Source organism: Bradyrhizobium sp. USDA 4452, from assembly GCF_054063575.1.
Window position 1 is genome coordinate 2877891 of the sequence record NZ_JBSSGK010000001.1, and the last position, 16765, is coordinate 2894655.

Annotated in this window: 21 protein-coding genes and 1 pseudogene; 12 read left to right on the forward strand and 10 right to left on the reverse strand. The window is 62.3% G+C overall.

What is annotated here, in order from left to right; genetic code table 11:
* Window positions 1-8: 8 nt before the first annotated feature.
* Window positions 9-482, reverse strand: coding sequence for an Hsp20/alpha crystallin family protein (locus tag ACVISU_RS13775; protein ID WP_050402645.1), 474 nt, complete (start codon window positions 480-482; stop codon window positions 9-11).
* A 132-nt stretch (window positions 483-614) separates the two neighbouring features.
* On the opposite strand from ACVISU_RS13775, the gene ACVISU_RS13780 reads away from it, so the two are divergent.
* From ACVISU_RS13780 to ACVISU_RS13790, 3 genes are read left to right on the forward strand one after another with little or no spacing between them, the layout of a single operon-like run.
* On the forward strand, window positions 615-1598 hold the full coding sequence (locus tag ACVISU_RS13780; RefSeq protein ID WP_050402646.1) for a zinc-dependent alcohol dehydrogenase family protein: 984 nt from the start codon (window positions 615-617) through the stop codon (window positions 1596-1598).
* On the forward strand, window positions 1598-3190 hold the full coding sequence (locus ACVISU_RS13785) for a bifunctional aminoglycoside phosphotransferase/ATP-binding protein (RefSeq protein ID WP_456707301.1): 1593 nt from the start codon (window positions 1598-1600) through the stop codon (window positions 3188-3190). The genes ACVISU_RS13780 and ACVISU_RS13785 overlap by 1 nt, the downstream gene beginning before the upstream one ends.
* A 54-nt stretch (window positions 3191-3244) precedes the next feature.
* Window positions 3245-3499 (forward strand): hypothetical protein, encoded by a 255-nt coding sequence (locus tag ACVISU_RS13790; protein WP_050402647.1) that lies wholly within the window; start codon window positions 3245-3247, stop codon window positions 3497-3499.
* A gap of 303 nt (window positions 3500-3802) precedes the next feature.
* Here the strand turns inward: ACVISU_RS13790 and ACVISU_RS13795 are convergent, their stop codons facing one another.
* From ACVISU_RS13795 to phbB, 5 genes are all read right to left on the reverse strand, one after another.
* Window positions 3803-3970 carry a hypothetical protein gene (locus tag ACVISU_RS13795; protein WP_172803530.1) on the reverse strand — a complete coding sequence of 56 codons (168 nt, stop codon included), beginning with the start codon at window positions 3968-3970 and terminating at the stop codon, window positions 3803-3805.
* 86 nt (window positions 3971-4056) lie between these two features.
* Window positions 4057-5871, reverse strand: a complete 1815-nt coding sequence (locus tag ACVISU_RS13800) for a PHA/PHB synthase family protein (RefSeq protein ID WP_456707302.1) — start codon at window positions 5869-5871, stop codon at window positions 4057-4059.
* Complete coding sequence (locus tag ACVISU_RS13805) at window positions 5868-6257, reverse strand: hypothetical protein (protein ID WP_456707303.1); 390 nt, start codon at window positions 6255-6257, stop codon at window positions 5868-5870. Before ACVISU_RS13805 ends, ACVISU_RS13800 begins: the two co-directional genes overlap by 4 nt.
* Entirely contained in the window at window positions 6254-6739 is a 486-nt protein-coding gene (locus tag ACVISU_RS13810) for a CBS domain-containing protein (RefSeq protein WP_456707304.1), read from the reverse strand. Before ACVISU_RS13810 ends, ACVISU_RS13805 begins: the two co-directional genes overlap by 4 nt.
* A 9-nt stretch (window positions 6740-6748) precedes the next feature.
* On the reverse strand, window positions 6749-7474 hold the full coding sequence (phbB, locus tag ACVISU_RS13815) for an acetoacetyl-CoA reductase (RefSeq protein ID WP_456707305.1): 726 nt from the start codon (window positions 7472-7474) through the stop codon (window positions 6749-6751).
* Window positions 7475-7636: 162 nt separating this feature from the next.
* Here phbB and ACVISU_RS13820 point away from each other — a divergent pair, with 162 nt between their 5' ends.
* The 7 genes from ACVISU_RS13820 (at window position 7637) to ACVISU_RS13850 (ending at window position 12998) form a co-directional block, all read left to right on the forward strand.
* Window positions 7637-8473 (forward strand): universal stress protein, encoded by an 837-nt coding sequence (locus ACVISU_RS13820; RefSeq protein ID WP_050402651.1) that lies wholly within the window; start codon window positions 7637-7639, stop codon window positions 8471-8473.
* Between the two features lie 77 nt (window positions 8474-8550).
* Window positions 8551-8844 (forward strand): c-type cytochrome, encoded by a 294-nt coding sequence (locus ACVISU_RS13825; protein ID WP_430641539.1) that lies wholly within the window; start codon window positions 8551-8553, stop codon window positions 8842-8844.
* Window positions 8845-8907: 63 nt separating this feature from the next.
* The gene (locus ACVISU_RS13830) at window positions 8908-9630 is read left to right on the forward strand and encodes a CBS domain-containing protein (protein WP_050402653.1); all 723 of its coding nucleotides are present in this window, start codon (window positions 8908-8910) and stop codon (window positions 9628-9630) included.
* A gap of 19 nt (window positions 9631-9649) precedes the next feature.
* On the forward strand, window positions 9650-9814 hold the full coding sequence (locus ACVISU_RS13835) for a hypothetical protein (protein ID WP_157113328.1): 165 nt from the start codon (window positions 9650-9652) through the stop codon (window positions 9812-9814).
* Window positions 9815-9989: 175 nt separating this feature from the next.
* The gene (locus ACVISU_RS13840) at window positions 9990-10667 is read left to right on the forward strand and encodes a helix-turn-helix domain-containing protein (RefSeq protein WP_456707306.1); all 678 of its coding nucleotides are present in this window, start codon (window positions 9990-9992) and stop codon (window positions 10665-10667) included.
* Between the two features lie 52 nt (window positions 10668-10719).
* A complete protein-coding gene (hemN, locus tag ACVISU_RS13845) occupies window positions 10720-12072 on the forward strand; it encodes an oxygen-independent coproporphyrinogen III oxidase (protein WP_456707307.1) in 1353 nt (450 codons plus the stop codon).
* A gap of 191 nt (window positions 12073-12263) precedes the next feature.
* Window positions 12264-12998: a CBS domain-containing protein gene (locus tag ACVISU_RS13850; RefSeq protein WP_456707308.1), complete on the forward strand. Its 735-nt coding sequence runs from the start codon at window positions 12264-12266 to the stop codon at window positions 12996-12998.
* Window positions 12999-13319: 321 nt separating this feature from the next.
* Here ACVISU_RS13850 and ACVISU_RS13855 read toward each other — a convergent pair whose 3' ends face one another.
* The 4 genes and pseudogenes from ACVISU_RS13855 to ACVISU_RS13870 form a co-directional block, all read right to left on the reverse strand.
* Window positions 13320-13580: a hypothetical protein gene (locus ACVISU_RS13855; protein WP_456707309.1), complete on the reverse strand. Its 261-nt coding sequence runs from the start codon at window positions 13578-13580 to the stop codon at window positions 13320-13322.
* Between the two features lie 16 nt (window positions 13581-13596).
* Window positions 13597-13809 carry a YgaP family membrane protein gene (locus ACVISU_RS13860; protein ID WP_050402656.1) on the reverse strand — a complete coding sequence of 71 codons (213 nt, stop codon included), beginning with the start codon at window positions 13807-13809 and terminating at the stop codon, window positions 13597-13599.
* A gap of 127 nt (window positions 13810-13936) precedes the next feature.
* A complete protein-coding gene (locus tag ACVISU_RS13865) occupies window positions 13937-14281 on the reverse strand; it encodes a hypothetical protein (protein ID WP_456707310.1) in 345 nt (114 codons plus the stop codon).
* A gap of 36 nt (window positions 14282-14317) precedes the next feature.
* Window positions 14318-14691 (reverse strand): annotated as a pseudogene (locus tag ACVISU_RS13870) (carboxymuconolactone decarboxylase family protein).
* A 291-nt stretch (window positions 14692-14982) separates the two neighbouring features.
* On the opposite strand from ACVISU_RS13870, the gene ACVISU_RS13875 reads away from it, so the two are divergent.
* Window positions 14983-15714 carry a CBS domain-containing protein gene (locus ACVISU_RS13875; protein WP_456707311.1) on the forward strand — a complete coding sequence of 244 codons (732 nt, stop codon included), beginning with the start codon at window positions 14983-14985 and terminating at the stop codon, window positions 15712-15714.
* Between the two features lie 320 nt (window positions 15715-16034).
* A complete protein-coding gene (locus ACVISU_RS13880) occupies window positions 16035-16754 on the forward strand; it encodes a CBS domain-containing protein (protein ID WP_050402660.1) in 720 nt (239 codons plus the stop codon).
* Window positions 16755-16765 lie beyond the last annotated feature (11 nt).

Consider the following 16765-nt stretch of genomic DNA (forward strand, 5'->3'; position numbering starts at 1 on the left):
CAAGGCGGCTACGCCGCCGTCTTGATGTCGATCTGCCTGCTCTGCTTGGGAGCCGGCTTCTTGACCGTGACCTTGAGCACACCCTTGGCGATCTCGGCGCTGACGTCTTCCGCCTTGACTCCTTCGGGCAACGCAACGGACCGCGAGAACGCGCCGAAGCTGCGCTCGACCAGGTGATAGTCCTTGTCCTTCTCCTCGCGCTCGCTCTTCTTCTCGCCGCGGATCGTCAGCGTGTTGTCGGCGAGATTGAGCTGAATGTCCTTAGCCTCGAGGCCGGGCAGTTCGGCTGAGATCTCGACGGTCTTGTCGGTTTCGCTGACGTCCATGCGCGGCATCATCGCCTGCGACGCGGTGAACGCCGGAAAATTGCGGCCGAAGCCGTCGAACAGCCGGTCGATCTCCTGCTGCAGAAACGTGAATGGATTGGTTTCCCGCCGCGCCAAGGCGCGCTCGGTTCCAACAGGGATCACGTTATTAGCCATCAATACCTCCTGCTTACGTGTTGCTTGCAAGTCGAAGCTAGTCAGGAACAGCCTCCGAGCCGTTGACCAGGATCAAAACCCAACCAATGTCATGTGATCAAAGGAGTGGCACAGACCGAAGCGAGTTCCGCCATGCACGCCATGATCCTGCCCGCGCGCGACGCGCGGCTGCAATATACCAAGCGGCCCGACCCACATCCGGGACCAGGCGAGGTCCGCGTCAAGGTCGGCGCCTGTGGCGTTTGCCGCACCGACCTGCATGTCGTCGATGGAGAACTGCCAGACATCGCCTATCCGATCGTTCCCGGCCATGAGGTGGTTGGTCGTATCGAGGCGATCGGTGAAGGCGTGGACGGCCTGCATCTCGGTGCACGCGTCGGCGTTCCCTGGCTCGGATCGACCTGCGGGCATTGCCCCTACTGCCGGGAGGGCAAGGAAAACCTCTGCGACGCCCCCCTGTTCACCGGCTACACGCGGGACGGCGGCTTTGCCACGCACCTGGTGGCAGACGCGCGTTACTGCTTTCCGCTCGGCGAAGACGGCGAGGATGCGGAGCTGGCACCCCTGCTGTGCGCCGGCTTGATCGGCTGGCGTTCCCTGGTGATGGCCGGCGACGGCCGCAAGCTCGGCATCTACGGCTTTGGCGCGGCGGGACATATCGTCGCGCAGGTGGCACGCTGGCAAGGCCGCGATGTGTACGCTTTCACCCGTGCCGGCGACGCCGAGGCCCAGCGCCTGGCATTGTCGCTCGGCGCATGCTGGGCGGGTGCTTCGGAAGATCGGCCGCCGGCCGAGCTCGATGCCGCGATCATCTATGCCCCAACCGGGCCCCTCGTCCCGCTTGCACTGCGCACGCTGCGCAAAGGCGGACGCGTGGTGTGTGCCGGCATTCACATGTCGGATATCCCGAGCTTTCCCTACGACATCCTTTGGGGTGAACGGCAGATCGTCTCCGTTGCCAATCTGACGCGACAAGATGGCGTCGACTTCCTCAAGACAGCGGCAAGGGCCGGAATCCGGACGCACGTCACCGTCTTTCCCCTGGACCAGGCGAATGAAGCACTTGCGCGCTTGCGAGACGGCAAGCTCGTCGGCGCAGCCGTCTTGAAGCCATGATGACGCCGGCATCATCAACCGGGGCTGTCGCGGGCGAGACCGGCCAGGCTGCCGTATTGTCCTTCCTGGCCAGATCCGGCCAGCCGAACGCGCCGGTAAAGCGGATCGATACCCATTGTTCGATCGTCTTTCTCGAACCTTCACGCGTCCTGAAGGTCAAGCGAGCGGTCAAGCTGCCCTATCTCGACTTCTCGACACTGGAGAAGCGGCGGCGCGCCTGCGTGGATGAGATTGCGGTCAACAAGCGCCACGCTCCCTCCGTCTATCGCGGCGTGGTTCCGATCACGCGCGGGCGTGACGGTCTTGCGATCGGGGGATCCGGGCCGGTCGCCGAATGGGCCGTCGAAATGACTCGCTTCGACGAAAACGAGACGCTCGATCATCTCGCCGAGCGGGATGCAATCCGGCCGGAGCTGGGCGAAAGACTGGCCGCCATTCTGCTCGAATCCCATCGAGAAGCGATTGGGAGCGATGGATCGCACTGGCTCAAGTCACTCCCCGTCATCATCGATCGCAACACCGAGCGGTTTCGGAACGAGTCAGCTCTTTCCTGCGGGAAGATCGATGAATTGCACGAGTTAAGCCATCGATCGCTTGCTCGGAATCTTGAGCTCCTGCGCCGCCGCGCGGTTGCTGGACAAGTCCGGCATTGTCACGGCGATGCACATCTCGGCAACATCGTCCTGCTCGACGGCGAGCCCGTTCTGTTCGATGCGATCGAGTTCGACCCCGATATCGCGACAACCGACGTCCTCTATGACCTCGCATTTCCACTGATGGACCTGCTGTACTTCAGACGGGAGACCGCGGCCAACAGGCTGTTCAATAGCTACATGCAAAGCGCCTGGGACACGCAATCGAGGGCGTTGTGTTTGCTGCCACTGTTCCTGTCGATACGCGCAGCGATCCGCGCCAATGTGCTCTTCACCAGGGCACGGCAACATCAGCTCGATCAAGCGATCGCCGCCCAAGCGAGGCACTATTTCCAGCTTGCACGCCGGCTGATTGAACCGGCGCCGCCCCGCCTCCTTGCAGTTGGCGGGAAGTCCGGTACCGGCAAGAGCGTGCTGGCGCGCGACATGGCGCATCTGATCGCGCCGCCCCCGGGCGCCCTGGTCCTGCGATCGGATGTCATTCGCAAGCAGCTCTTTCACGTCGCCGAGCACGCCACGTTACCGCCGGAGACCTACACTCCCGAATCATCAGACCGCGTCTACCAGGCCATGCTCGATCGTGCCGCGCATACATTAGGCCAGGGAGTTTCGGTAATACTCGATGCAGCCTTCCTGAAACCGGGGGAACGTGATGCCGCGAAAGCCGTTGCTCGCGACGTAAAAGTTGACTTTCGCGGCATTTTCCTGACCGCCGGACGTGGCACACGGCTGCACCGCGTGGCATCGCGCCAAGACGATGCGTCGGACGCGACGTCCGATGTCGTCCTGATCCAAGACAACATCGAAACCGGAATGATCGATTGGGATATCGTCGACGCTTCCGGTACGCCCTCCACCACGCTTGCACGCAGTACGTCCCGCCCGCCGGCGACCCCAACGGACCGGGCGAGCGGTACGTCGCCTAAGGGAAACTCCTGAATTGGTCGACGCCGTCAGGTCTGGCAACATTCCCTCATTGACAGGAGGAGTTCCATGAAACGGCGATTGACCTTCATCTTTGTCGGTAGCGCGATCCTCGCGGTCGTGCTCGCTCTATTCTGCAATTGGTACTTTCCGGATGTGGTACCGCTTGCCTCGACCGAGCCGGTCCCAACAAGCTGGCGGCTTGACGCCGCCTTTGCCGTCTCCACCGTCAGATGGACCGCGACATTTGTTGCCGCCGCATCGGCTATAGCCCTGATGTTCATGAACATCACCAGGGGTCCTACCAGGCTCGAAGGACGGTAGACCCTTCCATCCGGACGCGTCGACGACATCCGCCATCTGCTTTCCAAGGGCCGGCCTGAACAGCCGGCCCTTGGCTGGTGGATGGCCCGTGGCGATACCGTTCCGGACCGACACGATCTGCGCCGATTTGATGAAGCGGCAGACCAGTATCGGACGCCGCACGCGCCGACGTTTCAAGCCCTGCTGCATCACCGATCCGGCGCGTAAGTGAAGTGCGACTGCAAGTATCACGGGCGGATGGCGCTGATACCAGCGCACCAGGACGGACGCCACAGTTCCAGGCCTTCGACCGAGCCCGAGCCGTCACGTTTGCCGCCACAGGCTCCAGAGGCTGCCGGCCAACAGAAGCGCGATCACGAGCAGGATCGCCACGAACATTTGCATGACGTCAAAGTTCAGAGAATCGCGTGCGACGAACAGCGCGGTGACAGATCCCGCAAGTATGAAGAAAACGCGAAGGATCAGACTCATGGCTTCCTCGCTGCAACCTGGTGCACCATTTTCACCGTAGCGGCTCGCGACGGAGAGGATTTGCGACAGATCAAGCCGGCGCGACGTCAATGCTGGAGGACATACTGCCCCGGCGCGTCCCCAAGCGGCGATCGACCCTCGGGCGCGTGAAGCACCGGCTGCGCCGGCCCCCACGGCCCGGAATGCGCCGTAAGGAAACGAACCCATTCCAGCCACCAGGATCCGTCGCGATTCACCGCCTTGCGCAGCCACTCGTCGGGCCCGACATAGGGTTGGTCCGCCGCTTTCTCCAACAATTGATAGCTGCGCCCCTCCTCCGACGGCGGAGCAACGATGCCGGCGTTGTGACCGCCGCTCGCCAGCACGAAGGCGATATCGGCATCGGCCAACAGATGAATCTTGTGAACCGACCGCCAGGGCGCGACGTGATCGCGGACAGTGCCGACCACGAACATGGGGGCGCGAAGGTCGGAAAGCGCCACCGGCTGCCCGTCCGCCAGGTAGCGGCCCTCGGCGAGGTCGTTGTTGAGAAAGAGCTTACGCAGATAGTCCGAATGCATCCGGTACGGCATGCGGGTCGCGTCCGCGTTCCATGACATCAGATCACTCGGTTCGGCTCGCTCGCCCATGAGATAGTCGCGGATCAGGCGCGACCAGATCATGTCGTTCGACCGCAGCAACTGGAACGCTCCGGCCATCTGCGCCGTCTCGAGCACGCCGCGCTGCCGCATCATATCCTCGAGGAACGCAACCTGGCTCTCATTGATGAAGAGTGTCAGCTCGCCCGCATCGGTGAAATCGACCTGGGCCGCCAGCAGCGTCACCGAGCGCAGGCAGCCGGGCCGCTCCTTCTGCAGACGAGCAGCTGCAATTGCGAGCAGCGTGCCGCCGAGGCAATAGCCCGCTGCATGGATAGCGCGTTCAGGCACGAGTTGATTGATCGCGTCGATCGCAGCGTCGACCCCAAGCTTGCGGTAGTCTTCGAAGCCAAGGTCGCGGTCAGCTGGCTCCGGATTTCGCCACGAGATCATGAACACGGTGAAGCCTCGCTCGACCAGGAACCGGACGAGCGAATTCCGCGGCGAGAGATCGAGGATGTAATACTTCATGATCCACGCCGGCACGATCAGCACCGGCTCCGGGCAAACGTCGGCTGTTGCAGGCGCGTACTGGATGAGCTCCATCAGCTCATTCCGGTAGACGACCTTGCCCTTGGTCACGGCGACGTCCTTGCCGACCACAAAGGGGACGGATTCGGCTGGCTTGGCGCTCAGCAGATTTCTGCAATCTTCCAGCCAGTTATGCCAGCCCGAGACGAAGTTTCCGCCACCCGACTCCATTGCCTCGCGCAGCACCTCGGGGTTACTGAACGCAAAGTTGGACGGCGCAACGACGTCGAGGCATTGCCGGACGGTGAAATCCACGACCGCTGCATTTGCTTTCGAGACACCGTGCAGGCCGCTGGTCGCCGAATGCCACCATTGCTCCGCCAGCAGGAACGCCTGCGCCATGACGTTGAAGGCCGGCAACGTCCAATCCTGGCCCGTAAACCGGTTGTCACTCGGTTGAGGCTTGACCATGAACCAGGGCTGCCACGCCGCATGGGGCGTCGATACCATGCGCGCGAAATGCGCGCCGTCAGCCAGCGCATTCAGCGCCAGTTGAAGCCGCTTGCCGGGTGAGGCCGCAAGGTGGAGTTGCCAATCGGCGAAAGCGAGCGCGAGGCCGGCTGGTGAAAGCCCCCCGGTCCATCGCGCCATCGCCGCGTGAACGAGTTGGTCAAGCAAGTCGGTACCCGCTACCGGCTTGCTCTCAGGCTGCACTGAAGCAGGCGTTCCGGCACCCGTCACATCGTCGTTGGCAGGAGACCTGGGCTGGTCGAGGACTGCCTGCACTGTCATCGCTCGTCTCCGAGGTGGAACCGCTTCCGACCCAGCGCCACGATCTCCGCGTCAGTCGGATGATCACTCGACTCAACGTGCAAGTTGAGGTCGGGCCGCTCCGCCCTGAGATACTGCGTCAGCTCGACCTTCTCGATGCCCGGACCGATGACGAGCAGATCGCTGCAATCGCTCACGGCCTCCCCCACCCTCGCGAGGAAGGTCGCGTCGGCCTGGACGCGGCCGTCGCCGATCGTATTCGCCCTGTGATGCAGATGCTGCGACGCCAAATGCGCATGGACGGCCGTCGTGCTGATGCCTGTCAACCCAATGCCGAAAACCTTCGCAACAAGGTGATCGATCCAGACGACGGCGTGCGCATGTGATTGCAGGGCCATCTCGTTCATGATGTAACTCCGGTGCTTGCTTTCTCTGCTCCTCTCAATCGGCGCGCCAGTGCCGCAAGCAGCTCCCTGCGACTGACAATGCCGACGACGGTTCTGGCGCAGAGCACCGGAATCTGGGCGACATTGTAGACGTCCATCTGCGTGACGACGTCCTCGATCGATGCTTCGATATCGACCGTGATCGGCGAGCCGCTCATGAGCGAGCCGACCTGCAGCGTGCGCATGCGTTCGCGTTCAGGCGTGTTCTCCGCAATGCCGAGCAGAGACTCCAGCCAGTTTCCCGACGGCGGACTGATGCCCAGCTCATCGCGATGAAGGAAATCGCCTTCCGAAACCATGCCGACGAGTTCGCCGGCGTCGTCGATCACCGGCAGGCCGCGCTGATCGGTTTCAAGCAGCAGCTCGACGGCATTGAGCACTGTGGCAGTCGGCTTGATCGTCGCGAACGAGCTGCGCATCACATCGGTTGCGAGCATAGTCATCGCTCTCCTTCAGCACATGTGTTGACCGCCATTGATCGACAGCGTCGATCCGGTGATGAACCCCGCTTCGTCGGCGGCAAGAAACGCGACGGCACGGGCGATTTCCTCCGGCTGCCCCAGCCGCCCGACCGGAATCTGCGGCAGAATGGAGTTCTGCATGACGTCGGTCGGCACCGTGGCCAGCATCTCGGTGCTGATGTAACCGGGACAGACCGCATTGACCGTGATTCCGAACCGCGCGCTTTCGAGCGCGAGCGCGCGGGTGAAGCCGAGCTCGGCGGCCTTCGCCGCGGCATAGTTCGTCTGGCCGATCTGGCCCTTCTGGCCATTGATCGACGAGATGTTGATGATCCGCCCGAACTTGCGCGCCCGCATGCCCTCGATGAGTGGCCGGCACATGTTGAACAGCGAATCGAGATCGGTTCGGATCACCGCGTCCCATTGCGGCTTGGTCATTCGATGCAGCGTGGCATCGCGCACGATACCGGCGTTGTTGACCAGGATGTCGATCGGGCCCAACGCGGCTTCCACCTCGCGGACAGCGGCCGCACAGGCCTGGAAGTTCGCGACATCCCACTGGAATACGGGAATTCCGGTCTGATCCTGAAACGACCGGGCGACCGCCGCATTTCCGGCATAGCAGGCCGCAACCCGGCATCCGGCAGCAGCGAGGGCACGCGATATTGCTGCGCCAATTCCCCTGCTCCCACCCGTAACCAATGCGACGCGCGCCATGCCGGCTCCTCCAGGCTGAGAGCAACATTTGCGCGAAGTACGCGCGCGACGAATTGATCTCGCTCAATCAAAATCCGCAAACGCGCATGAGACAGATCAAATCGGCCTGCCTCGTCCCGTGCTTTGATGGCGAGTGTGCTTCCACCCCTTTGGAGAACGGTCATGTTCAAGAACATCCTGGTCCACATTCCGACAGAGCTGTCGCCGCGTCCGGCGGTCGACGGATCGGTCTCCCTCGCGCTCGCCACCGGCGCCCATCTCGACGCAATGGCGATCGGCTACGAGACTGCCAGCGTGCCGCTCGTCGTTGAAGGGAGCGTGGCGGTCGCCTCGCTGTTCGAGGTGGAACACGCACAGGCCCTCGAACGCGCCGAGGCCGCGCTACGCGTCTTCGATATCGAGGCGCGGAATGCGGGGATATCCTATGCGACCCGCGCTGTGGGCGCACTCCCCATCGATGCGCGCGAGATGATCTGCGCCAGCGCACGACTACATGACCTAACCGTGGTGGCGCAGCCGCTGGGCGAATATCACAGCTACGACAATGTGATCCCGCGGGAACTGCTGTTCCAGGCCGGTGGCCCCGTCCTGTTCATGCCCTATACGTTCCATGGCGCATTCTCGGCGAAGCGAATCGGGATCTGCTGGGACGGCAGCCGGCTCGCTGCCCGCGCCCTCCACGACGCAATGCCGCTGCTGCGCGCAGCCGACGCTCTCGCCATCATCACGATCGGCGGGGCCGATCCAATTCCCTCTGAAAGCTCCACCGACCATCTGGTGCGCTATCTTGCGAAGCAAGGGCTTCCGGCCAAGATCACGTCGTTGCCGGCGTCAAAACCGGAGGTTCAGTCGATGCTGCTGTCGATCGCGGCGGACGAGAGCCTCGACCTTCTGGTAATGGGCGGATACGGGCACTCCCGCCTGCAGGAAACTTTGCTCGGCGGCGTGACGCGCGACATGCTGCGTGCGATGACCGTCCCGGTCCTGATGTCTCACTAAGCGCGAGCCGTCTCGTGAGACATCCTGCCAGGACATTTCAGTATCATGTCGCTCGCGGCCTCGCCATCATCGGCGTGATCTGCGCCGCACTGACTCCGGCCGCAGCCGACCAGGAGCAAGGTCGTCGCCTTGCGCAGCTCTATTGCGCTCGCTGCCATTCAATCGACCGGGTAAGCCCGAGCCCGCTGAAAATAGCACCGCCGTTCCGGACATTGCACGAACGCTATCCGGTCGAGATGCTGCAGGAGGCGCTGGCGGAAGGGATTGTCACCGGCCATCCGACCATGCCGCAGTTCAGCTTCGAGCCGGACCAGGTGGGCGACTTCATGCTGTTCTTGAAATCTCTGGAGCGCAGCCAGGCAGACCGTTGAGCCAGGTCAACGTGCGGGGCGCGCGACGGTTTATGGTTCGTTTTTCAACACGGAGGTCCCAACATGCGCGCGCATCAGATCATGACCAAGCACATCATCGCCGTCAGTCCGCACACCAAGATCCTTGACGCGGCCAACATCATGCTGCGATGCCATCTCAGCGGTCTGCCGGTGATGGACGAAGACGGCACGCTCAGGGGCATGGTGTCCGAGGGAGATTTCCTGCGGCGCACCGAGATCGGCACAGGACACAAGCGATCGGCATGGCTGGAGCTGTTCACCGGCACGGGTCGTGCCGCGACCGATTTCGTGCATGAGCGCGGCCGCAAAGTCGAAGATGTCATGACAGCGAACCCAATCACTGTGGAGGAGCAGACGTCGCTCGACGAAATCGTGCATCTGATGCACAAGCATGGCGTGAAGCGGGTGCCGGTTGTGAACGGCAAGACCATGGTCGGGATCGTCACCCGGGCGGACATCCTGCAGGCCGTCGCTTCGCTGGCGCGTGAAGTTCCCGATCCGACCGCCGATGACAGCCATATCCGTGAACGGATTCTGCGCGAAATCAACGCTACCGGCTGGCGCCCCGCCGGCTTCCAGGTCTGGGTGCGCAACGGCGCCGTGCATCTGCACGGCCTGATCTTCGATGAACGAGCTCGCCAGGCCGCAATCGTGCTTGCCGAGAACACCTCGGGCGTCAAGGAAGTCCGCGACCATCTTTGCTTCGTCGATGGTTACTCGGGCTACTACGTCGAATCGCCGGAAGACATCAAGGCGGCTGGCTGATCAGATCGAGGGGTCCAACATGGCACTGAGTACACTGCTTGTCGTCACGGCCGTCTGTCTGATCTTCTCGATCTTCGCGCTCGTGCTCGCCGTGACCGATCGCAGCACGACGCGCTGGCGTCAGGAACAGGACAGGAATGGAGCCAGCACGCGCGCTGCCTATCCTGACAAGAACGGGAGCTAGCCCCGCTTCGCCCCGTACCCCCAGCGACCCGCTCGGCGCGAGGCGAGGCTGCCTTGTCCGGAGCCTACGTACAAATACGTAAGTGGCTTCTACTTAGGGGAAATATCCAAATTTCCCGATCCAGGAGATGCGATCAGTCTGGCTCCATCGAACTTCCCATCCATGGAGCGTCGCCATGCAGACCCAGAACGCCATTTCTCTCGAGAACAGCCGTCACCCGACCAGCATCCTCAGCCGGCAGGCGCGCGTCGAAGGGCCCTTCGGCATGATCGGGATGCCGATGCGGTTCGCTCGCAACAGCGAGATCTACGGCGAGGACGAGGCCGCGGAATACCTCTACCAGGTCGTTTCCGGCGCGGTCCGAACCTACAAGATACTGGAAGACGGACGTCGCCAGATCGGCGCATTCTATCTGCCCGGCGACATCTTCGGCTTCGAAGCCGGCGAGACCCATATTTCCTCGGCCGAGGCCGTTTCCGAGACGCGGGTCATCGTGGTCAAGCGGGCCGCGCTCATGGTCCGTGCGACGCACGAAAAGGATCTGGCACGGCAACTGTGGGATGCGACGGCTCAGGAATTGCGTCGCTTTCAGGAGCATCTGATGCTGCTGATCTGCAGCGCAGAAGATCGCGTCGTCGGCTTCCTCAACGACATGGCCCACCGAGCCGTCAAGAATGCCGCCATCGAGCTTCCGATGTCGCGGCAGGATATCGCCGACTATCTCGGTCTGACGATCGAAACGGTGTCACGTACCTTTACCCAGCTCGAGCACAGCGGCGTGATCTCGCTGCCGACCTCGCGCCGGGTGGAGCTTCGCAACCGTGCGATGTCGAACCGGGTCATGGCGGCGTGAAAGGGCGAGCCGGGCCCCGATGATCGGGGGCGCGCGAGAGGCAAGGAATCCAATGCGGTCGAGCTTGGCAATCACCTATGGGCAGGACAGACTGCCGCGCTACACCAGCTATCCGACAGCTCCTCATTTTTCTGCGTCGGTCGGCGAGGCTGATTACGGGACATGGCTGAGGTCTGTTCCAGCTCGGCGGCCGGCCTCGATCTACCTGCATGTGCCGTTTTGCCGGTCGATGTGCTGGTACTGCGGGTGCCACACCTCCATCACCAAGCACAGCGAACCGATCGCCATTTACGCCGCCGGCCTTCGCACCGAAGCCCACCTCGTTGCGGAAGCGGTCGGTCAGCGATTGCCCGTCTCCCATATCCATTTCGGAGGCGGCACCCCGACGATCATGACGCCGGAGACCTTTGCCGACCTCGTCAGTGCGCTGCGCTACTCGTTCTTCGTGCAGGCCGACGCCGAGATCGCCGTCGAGATCGATCCCCGCACCCTGACCGAGCCGATGGCGGAAGCATTGGGTTACAGCGGCGTCAACCGCGCGAGCCTTGGCGTTCAGAGCTTCGATCCTGTCGTTCAGCACGCCATCAATCGGTCGCAGAGCCTTGAGCAGACCGCGGAAGCGGTCGAGCGGCTGCGCCATGCCGGCGTCGGCCGCGTCAACTTCGACCTGCTCTACGGCCTGCCCGCTCAGACTGTCGCTTCCTGCCTGGACACCATCGACAAATGCGTCGCGCTGCGGCCCGACCGGTTTTCCGTGTTCGGATACGCCCATATTCCTTCCTTCAAGAAGCACCAGCGCATGATCGACGAGGACTTGCTGCCGGATAGCCTCGAGCGGCATCGTCAGTCCGAGGCAATCGCGCAGGCACTGACCGATGCCGGATACATCCGCATCGGCCTCGACCATTTCGCGCTCCCCGGCGACAATCTGGCCATGGCAAAGCGCGCCGGCCAGCTGCGGCGTAACTTCCAGGGCTACACGGACGATTCTGCCGAGATCTTGATCGGTCTCGGCGCCAGCGCAATCGGCCGCATGCCGCAGGGCTTCGTGCAGAATGCAGTCGCGACACGCGACTACCTGGCGCGCATCGCCGAGAACCGGCTTGCCACCGTCAAGGGCTACAGGCTGACGGCGGAGGATCGCTTCCGCGCCGACATCATCGAACGCATCATGTGCGACATGGCCGTCGACTTGCCGCAGATATGCCGCCGGCACCGCTGGGACCCGCGTTCGGCCGTCGTCGATTGCTCCCGGCTCGACAGGCTGATCGCGGACGGCGCTGTGACGATGAGGGGTGACCGCCTCCTGATCAACGATGACGCGGAATTCCTGGTCCGCAGCGTCGCCTCGGCATTCGACGCTCACCTCGGCCGCGCCGCAGCGCGACATAGCCGAGCCGTCTAGCTCCGACCGCCGGACGAAGCGCAGTTGTCAGCCACGTGGCGAACTCGGTTGCCTGCCAAATATCAGGCAGTATCAACGCAACTGCACGACCGTCCGGTTGATAAGGATCAACGCGCGTTGCTTCTTCAAGGAGTTAGCTGAGCTTTGTCAGCTCACGTCGGAGGATCGGCGCCGTGCACGTACGGGAGATCATGTCGCGAAACGTCATCACGATCGATGCCGATGCATCGGTGATCGATGCCATCAAGACGATGCTATCGCATCACATCAGCGGCCTTCCGGTCGTCGATCGGGATGGAGCACTGATCGGGATGCTGTCGGACGGAGACTTCGTCCGGCGCGTGGAAGTCGGAACGGAGAAGCGCCGCGGCCGCTGGCTTGCGATGCTCGCCGGCACGAGCCAGGTCGCACTCGACTTCGCCCGCCAACACGGCCGCAAGGTCAGTCAGATCATGTCCCCCAATCCTATCACTATCGAGGAGGACACCCCACTCGAGCAGGTCGTTCAACTGATGGAATCGCACGGCGTCACGCGATTTCCGGTCATGCGAGACAAGAAGCTGGTCGGGATGGTCACACGCACGGATTTCATGACCGCCATCGCAAGCCTTCGTCTCGACCTATCCTCCTCCGGCAACGATGACCAGATTGGTGCATCTGTCATTGCGGCGCTGGCGCATGCGCCCTGGCGACCGGCTGCGCTGAACGTGAGCGTGCGCGACGGGGTCGTCAGCCTGCGCGGCAACATCCGGAGCGACAATGCACGCAAGGCCGCGACCGTTGCGGTTGAGAACGTCGCTGGCGTAAAGCGGGTCGACGACCAGTTGGTGAAGATCATCTACCCGCCGCCGGAGGACGACTATGGCGGTGGCGACTTTGTCTCGTTGGAGGAAGAACCATCGACAGAAGACGATCAGCCCCTGTAGGCATGCGAAAGACAGATCTGAGGTGCCCGCTTCGATTGTACGATGCACGGCTTTGACCACAAATGGATCGATCACGGCAACAAAACGAACTGAGACTTGACGACCCGAGCGATCGGCATGCTCACGCCGTTCCAACCCTTGCCTCAATGGCGACGGTCAATCAGCTTCGACGCCGGCAGCGTCGGAGCGGTCCGACCGTCTCATGGTACGGCCGTCTGCTCATCGTTGGGACATTACTGGTCGCCGCCGGCTGGGAGATCTTCCAGCTGCTTCTGACCATCATCACTCTCGACTGACCGTTTCGTTGAACGGATGTCGGGTTCAGCTGGCAATTGAGGGCGCGTCCTGCACCAGATCGACTGAACCATACGCGTCGGAATTCGACTTTCGGAAGTACACCGAACCTTCGCCCGGAACACTCACGCAGCGATGCTTCCTGGCAAACTCTGCGGCCTTGGCGGCAGCGACTTCGTTGATCCCAAACAGCCGCTCGTAATCACGATCGGAAATTCTCAAGACAGCGCCCGCGCCGAGACGATCGAGTCGCGACCGCAACTCGGCAAGAGTGAGGTTTTCATCCATTATTGTTCTCGGATTTCTAGACCGAGCTGGACTTTTGCCGAGTATTGACTCCCAACAACGTGTACAGCGGACAGTACGAGAGGAGTGCTGTCGCGATCAGAACGAATCCGAGAGTCCCGACGATCAGCCATCCCGCTCCAAGCGAGCCGTCCTTCACGGTATATGCAATCAGAGCCAGACCGATGACGATCCGGGCGTACTGATCGATGAGTCCGACGTTGCGCGTCATGGCAAAGCGCCTCCTTTTCTGCAGGCCCCATTTTGAACGCACTCCGGCCCAAAGCCCTTGATCATGATCAATTCACGCGGATGGACCGCGCGTCCTGCCACCCCGGAGCTCTACGTCCGTCGTCGGCCTAATCTGGATCCCGCCCGACGCTACGGGCCGAGCGGGCGAGTGCCTCATATCCGGCCGCGATTTTCATGAAATGATCGCGAGTCGCCTGGTCCGGATGTCGCGCGGCTTGCCGCTTCGTCCGCTCGGCGCGGGACGCCCAATATGAAGCGTCGTCCTGAAGCTTTCGGGCACGCGGCTTCTTCTGCACCGCCTCATCGGCATTCTTCGCCGCTTGACGTGGCGGCCGCCCAACGATGACGGCTTCGTTCCCATGTTGCTGCGGCAGCCGCCGCTTGCCATCTCCAGAGCACATCGCACCATTCTCCCGGCTATCGAACGACGACAGCTCCGGATCCTTCAGCAACTCGCCAACGCCTCGCGGCGCGTGGCGACGATCGGATCAATCCATCGCCGGCTCGGCAACCGCCGCGCGCTCCTGAAACTGGTCGTACGCCCCCAGAGCGTCAGCGGCGTACATCAGGGACGGTCCTCCGCCCATATAGACCGCCAATCCGAGCGCCTCCTCGACCTCCTTGCGGCCGACGCCAAGCTCTTGACCAGGGCCTCGGCGTGGAAGCCGATGCAGCCGTCGCAGTGAGCGGCAACGCCCAGTGCAAGCGCGATCAGTTCCTTCGTTCGTGCATCAAGCGCACCATTTCTGGTGGCCGCCTGCGCCATGGCCGAGAACGCTCGCATGGTTTCCGGAATGCCCTTGCGAAGCTGGCCCAGATTGTTGGAGATGTGCTTGCAGACGTCGGCATAGTCCTTTTGCATGCGACCCTCGGTCTTCGCTATTGGAACGGTCCAGAGGAAGGGCGGCTCCGCCGACGGGGGTGCAACGGCGAACGCCGCCCTTCATCCAACGCAGCCCGGCAACGCGATCTGGCCTCTCTAAAGGACGTGCGTGTTCGGCTTGCAAGGACCCCGACCTTGTAACGCAGCGATCGCGCTTGATCTTTGCGCCAGATCAAACCGCACCCAATTTGCCGCTTGTGTCAGATCAACGCGTCCCACGCATCTGGAGTTAGGCTGATTGTTACTTTCCAGGACGATGGGAGATATCGGATGTACGCGCACCAGATCATGGCCCGCAAGGTGCTCTCGACAGCGCCGGACAGCACCATCCTCGACGCGGCAAACATCATGCTTCGGCACCACGTAAGCGGCCTGCCGGTCGTCGGTCGCGACGGAACGCTCGTCGGAATCATCACCGAAGGGGATTTTCTTCATCGCAGCGAGCTCGGCACCGAAAGGAAGCGAAACTGGTTGATGACCTTCATTCTCGGACCAGGAAAATGGGCTGAAGACTACGTGTTCGAGCACGGCCGCAAGGTCTCCGAGATCATGACACGCGCGCCGGTCACCGTAGCCGAGGATGCGCCGCTGACGACGGTCGTCGAACTGATGGAGACGAACAACGTCAAGCGGCTGCCGGTTGTTCGCGGCGGCAAGCTTGTCGGCATAATCACCCGCAGCAACCTGCTGCGAACCGTGGCGAGCCTTGCACGCGGCGTACCTGCTCCAACCGAGAATGACGACCGGATCCGGCGGCGCATTCTGGACGAGATCGAACACAACGCCTGGTGCCCGCTCGGACTCAGCGTCATCGTCCGGGATGGCATCGTCCACTTGAGTGGCCTGATCACGGAAAGCAGATTCCGCAAGGCTGCGGTCGTCGCGGCCGAGAACGTTCCCGGCGTCCGCGAGGTGCATGATCACCTCTACTGGGGCGATAGCTTCTCGGGCTTCTGTCTGAAATCTCCTGAAGACCAGGAGTCGGAGAAACAGGCTCGCTAAAGGCAACCAAAACCGCCGCACATTCGGAGTTTCTGCAATGGCCAGTGAAACAGCAAAGGCAATCTTGATGATTCTCATATTCGGGTCGCTTCTGATCACCATTCACGTATCGGAAAGCATCGCGACGAAGCGACTGAGAGCATTGGCGCTACGGGCACTACGACGCTCTCGCTCGCGATAGGCTGAAGCACTCACGACATCCAATCTTCCTGACACGCAGGTCCAGATCTCGTACGCGCCATTGCAAGCGGTTGAGCCTCGTCAAGGAATGCCGTGCGAAAGCGACTGCTTTGTAATCGAAAGGTTCATCGGAGGCATCGATGCGCGCCCACCAGATCATGACCAAGAACGTCATCACTGTTACGCCTCGAACCGCGATCGAGGATGCCGCCAACATCATGCTTCGAAATCACATCAGCGGGCTGCCGGTCGTCGATGACGGCAGGTTGACGGGAATCGTCTCGGAAAGCGATTTCTTGCGCCGCGGGGAGATCGGAACCGGGCGCAAGCGTTCGGCCATTCTCCAGTTCCTGTTTGGACCTGGCCGCGCCGCCGAGGACTTCGTCCACGAGCGCGGTCGCAAGATCGAGGACGTGATGACGCCGGATCCGGTCACGGTCGGGGAAGAAACGCCGCTCGAGGAGCTGGTGCACCTTATGGAGAAGAAGGACATCAAGCGCCTGCCCGTGATGCGCGGCAAGGACCTCGTCGGCATCGTGACCCGTTCGAACCTGCTCCAGGCCGTGGCCAGTCTGGCGCATGAGATCCCGGATCCGACCGCGGACGACGACCATATCCGCGATCGTATCCTCCGGCAGATCGACGCCGTAACCTGGCGCCCTATCGGGTTCGAGGTCACCGTCCGCAACGGCGTTGTCCATCTGCATGGGATCGTCACCAGCGACCAAGCGCGCGAAGCGACCATCGTAGCCGCGGAGAACACTGCCGGCGTCAAGAAGGTGCACGACCATCTCTGCTTCGTGGATACCTATACCGGCTTCTACGTCGAATCCCCCGAGGACATGAAGGCAGCGAGCTGAAGCGACAGGCG

Excerpts from the sequence above, each read along its gene's own strand:
- hemN (WP_456707307.1), top strand. The coding sequence starts at position 10,720 with ATGCGGTCGAGCTTGGCAATCACCTATGGGCAGGACAGACTGCCGCGC.
- ACVISU_RS13855 (WP_456707309.1), bottom strand. The coding sequence starts at position 13,580 with ATGGATGAAAACCTCACTCTTGCCGAGTTGCGGTCGCGACTCGATCGT.
- ACVISU_RS13830 (WP_050402653.1), top strand. The coding sequence starts at position 8,908 with ATGCGCGCGCATCAGATCATGACCAAGCACATCATCGCCGTCAGTCCG.
- ACVISU_RS13840 (WP_456707306.1), top strand. The coding sequence starts at position 9,990 with ATGCAGACCCAGAACGCCATTTCTCTCGAGAACAGCCGTCACCCGACC.
- ACVISU_RS13880 (WP_050402660.1), top strand. The coding sequence starts at position 16,035 with ATGCGCGCCCACCAGATCATGACCAAGAACGTCATCACTGTTACGCCT.
- ACVISU_RS13780 (WP_050402646.1), top strand. The coding sequence starts at position 615 with ATGCACGCCATGATCCTGCCCGCGCGCGACGCGCGGCTGCAATATACC.
- ACVISU_RS13835 (WP_157113328.1), top strand. The coding sequence starts at position 9,650 with ATGGCACTGAGTACACTGCTTGTCGTCACGGCCGTCTGTCTGATCTTC.
- ACVISU_RS13795 (WP_172803530.1), bottom strand. The coding sequence starts at position 3,970 with ATGAGTCTGATCCTTCGCGTTTTCTTCATACTTGCGGGATCTGTCACC.
- ACVISU_RS13785 (WP_456707301.1), top strand. The coding sequence starts at position 1,598 with ATGACGCCGGCATCATCAACCGGGGCTGTCGCGGGCGAGACCGGCCAG.
- ACVISU_RS13850 (WP_456707308.1), top strand. The coding sequence starts at position 12,264 with ATGTCGCGAAACGTCATCACGATCGATGCCGATGCATCGGTGATCGAT.
- phbB (WP_456707305.1), bottom strand. The coding sequence starts at position 7,474 with ATGGCGCGCGTCGCATTGGTTACGGGTGGGAGCAGGGGAATTGGCGCA.
- ACVISU_RS13790 (WP_050402647.1), top strand. The coding sequence starts at position 3,245 with ATGAAACGGCGATTGACCTTCATCTTTGTCGGTAGCGCGATCCTCGCG.
- ACVISU_RS13810 (WP_456707304.1), bottom strand. The coding sequence starts at position 6,739 with ATGACTATGCTCGCAACCGATGTGATGCGCAGCTCGTTCGCGACGATC.
- ACVISU_RS13875 (WP_456707311.1), top strand. The coding sequence starts at position 14,983 with ATGTACGCGCACCAGATCATGGCCCGCAAGGTGCTCTCGACAGCGCCG.
- ACVISU_RS13860 (WP_050402656.1), bottom strand. The coding sequence starts at position 13,809 with ATGACGCGCAACGTCGGACTCATCGATCAGTACGCCCGGATCGTCATC.
- ACVISU_RS13805 (WP_456707303.1), bottom strand. The coding sequence starts at position 6,257 with ATGAACGAGATGGCCCTGCAATCACATGCGCACGCCGTCGTCTGGATC.
- ACVISU_RS13800 (WP_456707302.1), bottom strand. The coding sequence starts at position 5,871 with ATGACAGTGCAGGCAGTCCTCGACCAGCCCAGGTCTCCTGCCAACGAC.
- ACVISU_RS13775 (WP_050402645.1), bottom strand. The coding sequence starts at position 482 with ATGGCTAATAACGTGATCCCTGTTGGAACCGAGCGCGCCTTGGCGCGG.
- ACVISU_RS13820 (WP_050402651.1), top strand. The coding sequence starts at position 7,637 with ATGTTCAAGAACATCCTGGTCCACATTCCGACAGAGCTGTCGCCGCGT.